The organism is Streptococcus parasanguinis (assembly GCF_001074805.1).
GTDB classification, from domain to species: domain Bacteria; phylum Bacillota; class Bacilli; order Lactobacillales; family Streptococcaceae; genus Streptococcus; species Streptococcus parasanguinis_A.
The window spans coordinates 26,565-37,139 of sequence record NZ_JUPI01000118.1; the positions used below are offsets into that span (position 1 = coordinate 26,565).

The 10,575-nt window shown below is 37.9% G+C and carries 11 protein-coding genes, 1 tRNA gene and 1 other RNA gene; 8 read left to right on the plus strand and 5 right to left on the minus strand.

Annotated features, from left to right (window positions below):
- Window positions 1-23 precede the first annotated feature (23 nt).
- A complete protein-coding gene (locus ADI76_RS08310; protein WP_049515745.1) occupies window positions 24-494 on the minus strand; it encodes a DUF3013 family protein in 471 nt (156 codons plus the stop codon).
- Window positions 495-608: 114 nt separating this feature from the next.
- On the opposite strand from ADI76_RS08310, the gene ADI76_RS08315 reads away from it, so the two are divergent.
- The 3 genes from ADI76_RS08315 (at window position 609) to ADI76_RS08320 (ending at window position 2,217) form a co-directional block, all read left to right on the plus strand.
- Window positions 609-1,880: a replication-associated recombination protein A gene (locus ADI76_RS08315; protein WP_049515748.1), complete on the plus strand. Its 1,272-nt coding sequence runs from the start codon at window positions 609-611 to the stop codon at window positions 1,878-1,880.
- A gap of 66 nt (window positions 1,881-1,946) precedes the next feature.
- Window positions 1,947-2,139, plus strand: a non-coding RNA gene (ssrS, locus tag ADI76_RS10775) — 6S RNA.
- A 5-nt stretch (window positions 2,140-2,144) separates the two neighbouring features.
- Window positions 2,145-2,217, plus strand: a tRNA-Lys gene (locus ADI76_RS08320).
- Window positions 2,218-2,303: 86 nt separating this feature from the next.
- On the opposite strand, the gene ADI76_RS08325 is transcribed toward ADI76_RS08320, so the two are convergent.
- Genes ADI76_RS08325 through ADI76_RS11840 form a run of 4 tightly spaced genes read right to left on the minus strand, consistent with a single transcriptional unit; the run spans window position 2,304 to window position 4,850 of the window.
- Entirely contained in the window at window positions 2,304-3,443 is a 1,140-nt protein-coding gene (locus ADI76_RS08325) for a site-specific integrase (RefSeq protein ID WP_049515751.1), read from the minus strand.
- A 1-nt stretch (window position 3,444) separates the two neighbouring features.
- Window positions 3,445-3,633, minus strand: a complete 189-nt coding sequence (locus ADI76_RS08330; RefSeq protein ID WP_002903611.1) for a DUF3173 domain-containing protein — start codon at window positions 3,631-3,633, stop codon at window positions 3,445-3,447.
- A gap of 11 nt (window positions 3,634-3,644) precedes the next feature.
- Window positions 3,645-4,622: a replication initiation protein gene (locus ADI76_RS08335; protein ID WP_003014192.1), complete on the minus strand. Its 978-nt coding sequence runs from the start codon at window positions 4,620-4,622 to the stop codon at window positions 3,645-3,647.
- A gap of 45 nt (window positions 4,623-4,667) precedes the next feature.
- Window positions 4,668-4,850 carry a hypothetical protein gene (locus tag ADI76_RS11840; RefSeq protein ID WP_041826713.1) on the minus strand — a complete coding sequence of 61 codons (183 nt, stop codon included), beginning with the start codon at window positions 4,848-4,850 and terminating at the stop codon, window positions 4,668-4,670.
- A gap of 224 nt (window positions 4,851-5,074) precedes the next feature.
- On the opposite strand from ADI76_RS11840, the gene ADI76_RS08345 reads away from it, so the two are divergent.
- The 5 genes from ADI76_RS08345 (at window position 5,075) to ADI76_RS08365 (ending at window position 10,507) form a co-directional block, all read left to right on the plus strand.
- Window positions 5,075-5,587 (plus strand): helix-turn-helix domain-containing protein, encoded by a 513-nt coding sequence (locus tag ADI76_RS08345; RefSeq protein WP_002919839.1) that lies wholly within the window; start codon window positions 5,075-5,077, stop codon window positions 5,585-5,587.
- 218 nt (window positions 5,588-5,805) lie between these two features.
- Window positions 5,806-6,321, plus strand: coding sequence for a DUF308 domain-containing protein (locus ADI76_RS08350; protein ID WP_021767032.1), 516 nt, complete (start codon window positions 5,806-5,808; stop codon window positions 6,319-6,321).
- Between the two features lie 579 nt (window positions 6,322-6,900).
- Entirely contained in the window at window positions 6,901-7,911 is a 1,011-nt protein-coding gene (locus ADI76_RS08355; RefSeq protein ID WP_003009857.1) for a YeiH family protein, read from the plus strand.
- A gap of 347 nt (window positions 7,912-8,258) precedes the next feature.
- Complete coding sequence (locus tag ADI76_RS08360) at window positions 8,259-9,404, plus strand: low temperature requirement protein A (RefSeq protein WP_049473941.1); 1,146 nt, start codon at window positions 8,259-8,261, stop codon at window positions 9,402-9,404.
- A gap of 572 nt (window positions 9,405-9,976) precedes the next feature.
- Window positions 9,977-10,507 carry a hypothetical protein gene (locus tag ADI76_RS08365; protein WP_049515761.1) on the plus strand — a complete coding sequence of 177 codons (531 nt, stop codon included), beginning with the start codon at window positions 9,977-9,979 and terminating at the stop codon, window positions 10,505-10,507.
- The last annotated feature ends 68 nt before the right edge of the window (window positions 10,508-10,575 follow it).

Here is a 10,575-nt window from a genome sequence, read left to right on the forward strand (position 1 = left end):
AAAATGTCCACTTAGAATCTTTTCTAATATCTCGGATAGGGATAAAAGGTGCTTTCTTCTAGGCCGACTTTGCCTTCTTCAAAGACTTCTTGGTTCCAGACGATCTCAAAGCTCTCTGCTTCCTCGTCTGCTAAGAAATCCATGAGCTCATCCAAGGCCAACTCAGCTGTATCCCGAAGGAAAGTCGCAAAATAGGCTAGAAATTCACGAGACAATCCTTTTTTAGGCTCATAAGGAATCGCCGTTAAATAGGCATCTTCGTCCACATGCGACTTGGCTGGATTGTAGAAGAGCACAGCTTCTTCAAAAAAGATATCCTCATCAGACTCTTCACCCGCTTCATCAACCAAGGCAACCCCTCCCGTATTCTGTGCTTCCAAGAGAAAAGCCACTTCTACCGCATGATTCTTCTTATCCCAATTGATCTCAAAATCAAAGGGAAAGACCTTTTCCATTTCCTCTTCTAAAATATCCAAAAATCCATATTTAGACATAGCGTCCTCTTTCTAATTTCCCACTCTTAGAGCGGAATATGATACAATAGTTACTACAATCTTACCATAAAAAACTCCTCTTTGAAAGGAGACAAAGCTAGAAAGGAGAAGGAAATGCCCGACAATCTCGCACTCCGTATGCGCCCACGGACGATCGATCAAGTCATCGGTCAACAACACCTGGTCGGAGAAGGCAAAATCATCCGCCGCATGGTCGAAGCCAATCGTCTGTCCTCCATGATTCTCTATGGACCTCCGGGGATCGGAAAGACCAGTATTGCTTCTGCCATCGCAGGAACGACCAAGTATGCCTTTCGGACCTTCAATGCAACGGTTGACAGCAAAAAACGCCTCCAAGAAATCGCAGAGGAGGCCAAATTTTCTGGTGGCTTAGTCCTGCTTTTGGATGAGATCCATCGCCTTGATAAAACCAAGCAAGATTTTCTCCTGCCTTTGCTCGAAAGCGGTCTGGTCATCATGATCGGTGCAACGACAGAAAATCCCTTTTTCTCTGTCACACCCGCTATTCGTAGCCGCGTACAAATCTTTGAGCTGGAACCGTTGACGACGGAGGAGGTCAAGCAAGCTCTAAAAACGGCGCTAGATGATACCGAGCGTGGCTTTGATTTTCCAGTCGTACTCGATGAGGACGCTTTGGATTTCATCGCTACCTCGACCAATGGAGATCTTCGTTCCGCCTTTAATTCTCTCGATCTGGCTGTGCTGTCGACCTCTGAAAATGCAGAAGGCATCCGCCATATTACGTTAGAGATCATGGAAAACAGCCTCCAGCGTAGCTACATCACCATGGACAAAGATGGAGACGGCCACTACGATGTGCTCTCTGCCCTGCAAAAGTCTATCCGTGGTTCAGATGTCGATGCTAGTCTTCACTACGCCGCTCGTTTGATCGAAGCTGGAGATCTACCCAGCCTAGCTCGTCGCTTGACCGTCATCGCTTATGAGGATATCGGCCTGGCCAATCCAGATGCGCAGATCCATACCGTAACAGCCCTTCAGGCAGCGGAGCGCATCGGCTTTCCTGAGGCCCGCATTCTCATCGCCAACATCGTCATCGATCTTGCCCTTTCGCCGAAATCCAACTCAGCCTACGTTGCCATGGACAAGGCGCTGGCTGATCTTAGAAGTTCTGGCAACCTTCCTATTCCTCGCCACCTCCGCGATGGTCATTATGCTGGAAGCAAGGAACTGGGAAATGCGCAAAACTATAAATACCCTCACAACTACCCTGGCAACTGGGTCAATCAGGACTACTTGCCAGACAAGCTCAAACACGCTTCCTACTTTATTCCCAATGAAAATGGCAAGTACGAGCGTGCTCTCGGAGCCACCAAGGAGAAGATTGATCAATTTAAGAAAAAGTGACATCGGTTTCAAAAAATTGAGATTTTTCCTTGAAATATTTTCAAAATGTGGTATCATATACATATAGAAACGCTGTGGTGTACGACTTCACACTTAAGTGTTGACCGACTATTTTTTGTATTATTAGGGAAACAAAAGACTTCTGGCAGTATGCAGGCCGTTTCACGCGGAAGCAGCTAAGTCAGAGCGAGTTGCCCACCTGCTTAATTGCGCGGGTTCAATACAAATCGTGAAGTATCGGCACCAATACAGCTTTTTATATTTGCCTCCTTAGCTCAGTTGGTAGAGCAGTAGACTCTTAATCTATGGGTCACAGGTTCGAGCCCTGTAGGGGGCATCAAACTCCAACAGTAAAAGCCTTGATAACCAAGGCTTTTTTGCTTGTCTTAAGAGCATTTGCCCCATCGTTTGCCCCACATTTTTTTATGAGCAATCTTTCCAGATATCTCTGATTTGATTAAATTCCTCAAAAATTTTCTCTTCTAAAGTGTGTCCATATACTTCTACCAACATTGAAATATCTCTATGCCCTAGAATTTTTGCAATAACTCCAAGGTCAAACCCTTTGTGCCAGAGGTAGCTTCCATAGGTGTGACGTGCTCCTTTTGTCGTGATAATTGGATAAATGTCCAACTCATTTAAGAGAACACTCAAAGCTTTATTGACGCTTGCAATATCTGGAACTGAATGAATATATCCAAAATGTTGAAAGATCATTCGATATCGATTTTTGATTCCTAACTCCATGTTTGCTCTTTCTTGCTCCGTTTGTAAAAGGCGCAAAATTTTGATACACTCTTCGTCTATTGGAACCATCCGAATAGACGTTTTATTTTTTGGTGGAACAAACTTATGAGAGAGAGTATTATACCTCCTGTATGTTTTTAACAATCCTCTGTCAAAATCAACCTCATTCCAAGTTAACGCTACTAACTCTCCAAACCTCATGCCTGTTTTTAATAGAAAATAGACGATATAAGGAACAATTGAACGTTGGTAATCGAATTTTCTCTTTACTGCTAAAAGTAAATCCAGATAGTCCTTTTCTGTATGTAAATATTTCTCTTCTGTCATCTGTTGTTCTTTGGATGAAAACAACTCGACATGTTGTGTAAAATCATCTATTAGAACTTTGTCAGCAATTGCCATTTGGATGCTCTGATGAATCCCCGTATTCAATCTACCAAGAAAATTTCTACCAACTGTTTGCCCATACTTATTCATAATTCTTTGGTATTCACTCGCACGAATTTGAGTGACTTTTTTATTTCCAAATAATCTTTCAATTGTGTTTTTACGGAGAAGATATTTTTTCTTTGTCTCTTCCGACCTACTACTCGGTAGAATTTTTAGTTCAAGCCATTCTTGATAGAGATCGACAAGAGAAATATCTCTAGAAATTCTTTTCCCTAAACGAAGTTCTTGCAGAATCGGCTCAGCTTCTGACTCTGCAAGTTTTTTTGTTTTAAAACCGCTATTATGAGCAACAGTTTTTCCTTCGTTACGAATTTCATAGGTCCATAAGTTACTATCTCCTCGCTTTCGATAACGAACACTTGCCATATTACGCCACCTCTGTTCCTAGAATCTCATTTACAACACTTTTTGGAACAACCATCAAACGTTTACGATTATAAAATGTATAACCTCGTGATACAAGTAATTCTCTTGCCTGATGGATAATATCATTTGCAGTGTGAGGGCGATAGCCCATTTCAATTAATTCTTTGTTACTAATTAAATTATGATCCATAGTTATCCTCCTTATTTATTTTCTAAATTCAGAAACTCGCCTACAAGCAGTTGTAATTCTGTATTTAATTTAGGGAGATTCTGTATTAATACTTCTTTTAATTCTTCCGCAAATTGGTTCGTTTCTTCTCTCAATAGTTTGCGGACTCTTGTTTTTTTCTTTTTGATGCTATCTGATTTTAAATTTGGAAAAGCCAATGACAACAGTTCAGGATTGTTGAGAAAGATAATTGTAAATGCTCTTTGCTCCACTCGAATATGTTCTAGCTTATAAAATCCGAAATTATCAAGTCTACTCATAATATCTTGGACCATCTCCTCACCAATCGCTTTGGTTCTGAGTTGGAACTCTAGTCTCCACCAAAACGGATTTACAGCCAAATCTAGCTTCTCTTCACGCTTGTGAGCAATGATTTCTTTATTCTTATCATATAACCTAACTTGTACATTACTACCGCTAGAACCCCAGTATTTCGTCTCTAATTCGCCCCCTCGACCATAGAAGACCTTATGGGTAACACCACCTTTAATATGTTGCAAATTAACGATCTCAGGCCTGTTGAGAATGTCAAATGCCAAATCAAAACGAGACAAACGTACCGTCAATGAATTCAATCTGGCAAAGTACATTAATTGCCTCCATACTTTCATTCCATCAAACTCTTTTAAAGTGTTAGGATTGAAATCAATCCGAATCAATTGTTCACCTCCATAAGTGGATAATTGAAAAAATATAATATTGATTGAATCATACTCATTAAAATCTTTAGCTAAAGTAAAGACATCATCTCGCACGTTATCATGTATTTCAAATGAGTCAACTCTTGTACTTATTGCCTGTTTCAGATTTTTGAAAATTCGTCTTAGGGAACCAGTGTCTGTATCCCAGATAACCGTTAATCTATCAATACTGACATCTAACCTCTGTACTAATTCTCCTATTTCACATCGTTCTTGAATGCTTCTTAAATCTTGTATAGAAACCAACAAAATTGTCCCCCCTTCTTTTAGATTTTTTAGGTCTCAGAAACACCGTCAAATCAACGTTTGATCGTTCCGTCGTTCTTTGGACGTTGTCCTAAGTGTACCTTTTTGCTGGCTGTTAGAATAGCCAGCTTTTGCTTGGCTAGAAATTGTCTGGACGGCAGCCTGCAGGACTTCGCCTGACTTCCCGTCAGGCTCGTCCCTTGCCCTTGTCCACACAATTTCTAGCTCCAAGGCTTCGAATAGTCATCAGTCATAGTCATAGTCATAGTCATAGTCTCGTCCTCAAATTCCTCCTCACTCACTATTCCTAAACATATGAGTTATTTGTATCGTTTATAACTTATTTGTAAGTTATAAATATATTTTATAAAAAATATTTTAATTAGTCAACTAAAAACTTGATTTGTAAGTTTATAGGTGATAAAATAAGTTAAAAATAAAAATAGGAGTTTCCCATGACCTTTATTATTCAAAATTTTGGACCCAATTTGGCACGACTACGCATAGAAAAAGGAGTAAGCCAAACTCAACTAGCTGAAGATTTAGGAATCGGTAAACAGTCCATCTCTGATTACGAAAAACAAAAAAGCTATCCTACCTTTGCAAATTTGGATAAGATAGCAGAATATTTTAATGCAACTCCAACCCAACTCTTTGGAACTAGTAAAGAGATTGAGTTAGAAAAGAGTGTTCTTGAATCGAATGAATACTCTGATAAAGTAAGTGAGATTTTAAAAGCTGTCAAATACATCGAAGATTTTCTAGAAACTGATGGACAGTACTTAGAGGATTTACTTTACCTAACAAGAGGCAACCAACTATACACAGAAGATGGAGATGAGTTGTATATTGATCCAACTTCTCAGAAAAGAACACTTCATAACCAATATGAACCTGGTTTTATTGTAGCAAGGGATAAATCTCCACTAGAACTCTTAATTGAAAATAAGGAATTGTTTGATAAATAGAAAAAGCGAGGATAACCTCGCTTCAGATTGAAGTTAAAATCTTTAGAAGACACTTTTATAAGGACTTTGTCTTCAATCTGTGAAAAGGAGTGAAAACTCCTTTTCTTTTTGTAAGTCAGACTGAAACTTCCAAATTGTTTATTTATTTTATTGACATTTTCTATAAAAATAAGTACAATAGTTTTATTAGCAAACTATACTATATAGGGGGTATTGAAATGAAATTTTCTAATCGTTTACTGCTATTCCTTGCAGGAGTTGTTTTTGTCCTTTTAGGACTTTTCCTATTTACAAACCCAGTAGCTAATCTTGTTGCTTACAGCTGGTGGATTGCATTTGATTTACTGGTTTCTTCTATAGCAGCTATTTTAGGCTATTTCTCTGCACCAAAAGAGCTTCGCTCACCTGTTTATCTTTTCCAAGGATTTGTTAGTCTTCTCTTAGCTCTTTACCTCGTTGCTTATGGCTTTTTGACCCTGCCGGTCGTCATTCCGACCATTGTAGGAATTTGGTTAATTGTAGAAGCCATTATTGCTTTCTTTAAAGGCAATCGTCTAGGATTGATTTTCCCTATTATTGGTAGCAATATCACGTGGGTAGCCTTGCTTGAATTTTTACTAGGTCTAGTGATTCTGTTCAATCCAGTGGCTACAGGTGTCTTTGTCGTTTATGTCATTGCCTTTGCATTTTTAGTTACTGGCTTCACCTACATTATTGAGGTCTTTCGTAAATAGTCTAGTTGCTATTTCTATCGCATTCAAAAAAGCTGGGAAATCATATTCTCAGCTTTTTTGTCTCTTTAATTATCACTTTTTCGCATTCCATTCTGCGTAGAATTGCTCCAAGTATTCTTCCAAAAAGTGATGGCATAGTGCTCTAGCATTCGATAAGTTGCAATAATAACCGGTCGAGAACGGGGCATCGACTCAATCATACCGAAAATAAAAGAGCGAATGTTATCTGCAAAAAGAAAGCTTAGATTCTTTGCGATTTCAACAAAAAAAGCACTGTTTGTACTGATCCCAAAAGTTAGATTTTTTCTGTCTAACTTTTGGGGTGCAGTACATTTTCAACTCTCTTATTTATTTTCTTATCTCACATAATTACTTCACATATCCAGGCTCATCAAATTCATTTTTTTCAATAACATATGCCACATTTGCATCCTTATTGATCAAAGAACATATATCTATTAAACTACAAAAGCTCTCTGACCGCAAAATTCCGTTAATTTACAACCTTATTCCTACTTTCTATTTTACTTTTCTGACAGATAAGATTATAATAAGAAGTATTTATTTTCGGAGGTTTTTATGTCATTTCTATCAAAAAATTGGGCAGGACTGTTAGTCTGTCTGATCATTTCTATCATCTCTTGGGTTTTAGGAGGCTTTCTGCCTGTTGTGGGAGCACCTGTTTTCGCCATTTTTATCGGAATGATTCTCTACCCCTTTCTCACTCCCTATAAACAACTGGATGCTGGTTTGACTTATAGCTCCAAAAAATTGCTTCAGTATGCTGTTATCTTACTTGGTTTTGGACTCAATATCTCTCAAGTTTTCGCAGTTGGAAAATCTTCCCTTCCTGTCATCCTTTCGACTATTTCTATCGCTTTAATTATTGCTTTCTTTTTCCAACGATTTTTTAACATGGATACAAAGCTAGCTACCTTGATTGGGGTAGGCTCTTCTATCTGTGGCGGTTCTGCCATTGCAGCGACTGCTCCTGTTATTCACGCCAAGGAAAAAGAAGTAGCCCAAGCCATTTCTGTTATCTTTTTCTTCAATGTCTTGGCAGCTCTTATCTTTCCAACTCTAGGTTCTTGGCTCCATCTCTCCAACGAAGGTTTTGCTCTCTTTGCGGGTACTGCGGTCAACGATACTTCCTCTGTAACAGCCACAGCTAGCGCCTGGGATAGTCTGTATCATACCAATACTCTAGAATCTGCAACCATTGTCAAACTGACTCGTACCTTAGCTATTATCCCTATTACTCTCTTCCTCTCCTATTGGCAAAGCCGTCAACAAGACAACAACCAAGGAGTAAAGCTTAAAAAAATCTTCCCTGTTTTCATTCTCTACTTCATCCTAGCTTCTCTGCTAACTACCGTCCTTACTTCTTTTGGTGTTAGCAATAGCTTCTTTTCACCTCTCAAACAGCTCTCCAAATTCCTCATCATCATGGCTATGAGTGCTATTGGTCTCAAAACTAACCTCGTTGCTATGATCAAATCCAGTGGAAAATCCATTCTTCTTGGAGCCCTTTGCTGGATCGCTATCATCCTGACTAGTCTTGGCATGCAATTACTCATCGGTATTTTCTAAGAAAAAAGGGAGCCTAAAGGCTACCTCAGAACGTAGACAAACGTCATTTTTGGCGTTTGTCTTTTTGTATCTTCAAAGATATTTTGTCTTATCATCTACTATTCCATCCAAAAATCTGATTTAAAGCAAAATAAAAAGGGATATTCCCTATCCATTTCGATAATTTTTTCATTACCCATTCTTTATTACCAATCATCAAACACTCCGCCTGTAAGTTGGTACATGAGGTAAATGTGCTCCAAGGTTTTGACAATTCGCGTCACATGAAGTTATTTAAGCATATCCTTTTCTCTCATTACCATTTTCTGTTATAATAAATCGTACTTCTAGAATGGAAAGGACTTGAGATGACAACTCTTGTTAAACATAAACGTGTAAATTATTCAGAACTTTTTTATGATCTAGTTTTTGTTTTTGCGATTTCAAAAGTAACTGCTTTAATTCACCATCTTCATAACGGTATTTTGACTTGGAATTCTTTGCTTGATTTTTTCATGTCTGTCTTGCTTCTCATCAATGCCTGGATGATTCAAACCGTTTATACCAATCGCTATGGAAAGAACTCTGTATTTAACATGGTAATCATGTTTATCAATATGGGACTTTTACTCTTTATATCCAATTTGATTAAAGATGATTGGCAACAATATTTTCATTATGTCTGTTGGGCTATTGGTACATTAACCCTTACCTTATTTTTTCAATATTTGGTTGAGTTTTTTAAAAAATCAACCGATAATGTTCATAGGGAAAGTATCAAAGGTTTTCTATGGATAACAGGTCTACGAAGTTTAGAAATCTATCTAGCAGCTCTTCTTCCTATTTACATTGGAGTCTATATCCTTTATGCTAGTATTCTGCTAACATTTATTACGCCAATTACCTCGATTAGTAAAGATGATCATTTCCAGATAGTTCTCCCCCATTTAATCGAGCGCATCTCCCTTCTTGTCATTATTACGTTTGGAGAGATGATTATGGGGCTAGTTAACTTCTTTACAATCGAGAATTTCTCGATTTATTCGGTTCTTTATTTCATTATTATGCTTTCTCTGTTCTTGTTTTATTTTGTTCAATTCGACCATGCTATTGATGAAGAATCTAATCAAAAGGGACTATTTCTAATTTACAGTCACTATCCTATTTTCATTGGACTTCTTATGATGACCGTTTCGATGAGTTTTCTTCTGAATCCTGAAACTAATCTTCTCTTTGCAACCAGCTTCTTTTATATCGGAATTGGCCTCTTCCAAGCTGCTGTCCTAGCAAATGGGCCCTATAACAAACACTATCTTCGCTATTCGAAAAGTTACTACTGTGTCCAAGCTACACTCTATCTGGCTGCCTTGATTCTCTCTTTAATCTTTGCTTCTAATCCTATAATAGTAGTAAGTATTACAACCATTTTAGCTCTAGCTATAGCTATTCATTCTATTTATTTTTATATGACACAGACTAAAAAACATTCCACACCTTACTGGGAGTTGTTTTAATGAGTTTATAGCATTAAAAAAGCCTTGGTTTCCAAGGCTTTATTTGATATCAATCACCGAACACGAAAATGTTTAACTTACAGAACTGCTAGTGAAGCTCTAGAGGATGAGTTCGAGTAAATATTGCACTTATTCTTGTAACTTATCATTTACTTGATGCACGAACTCAATATTTTTTTCGTTAATTTGTTTTTGCCCCACTTTTGCCCCATTTTTAAATCCTGACATTGAAAACACCTAAAAGTAATTCCCTAAAATCAGCTATATTTCAACATTTTTGTTTATTTTCAATATGAAAAGTTCTTACAAATTCATGTAGGGGGCATTTTTTATGCACAAAAAGCCTTGATAACCAAGGCTTTTTTGCTTGCCTTAAGAGTATTTAGCTCATTCTTTTAGATACTATAATGTAGCGTACGAAGTTAAATCATTCTGCACCATTGTTATTCCATTTAAAATAAAAACCACCTTTGAACCCTACCAAACATTTGACAGCTCTTCATCGAATCCGCTATGATAAGGGTACTTGAAATTCCAAGTTTTCGTTGCATCTTAAATGTAAGGAGTCCAAAATGAAGATCTATTATTCAAAATATATCGGATATGGCTCTCTGGCTTTTGCCTGTGCGCTCTTTATCCACTTAGCTTTTTTATCGATCCTAGGTTTTGATGGTTTTCCAAAAATCACTTTTATCACTCTCATTCAGATCCTTTTATTTTTGATTGCGATCTATGCAACTATTGCTGGGATCAAAAGACTGACCAGTCGTCAGATCGCCTTTGAGCTGACTTCTGATGGGATTCATGCTTATCAGGGAGTGATTCTGACAAAAGACATCTTTATCCCCAAGGAAGATTTGGTAAGTGTAGCTTATAAAGAGGTCGACGTTAGTGACCCCGATCACCAAAATAGTAAGAGTTATTTTATCGAATTTCAGCTGAGGGAAAATACTGCACTAGAAAATCTCTCAAAATCCAATACGATCATTGACACAGAGCACCATACCGTAAAACTCTTCGTCAATCTTTGTAAATTTAAGGAAGAAGATTGGCAAAACCTATCCAAGTACCTGATGGACAAATACCGAATAACCGTTTTATAGCAAAGAAAAGAGAGTGGGACAGAAATCGGTAATTCGTTAGAATTCGATTTCGTCGTCCCACCTCCGCA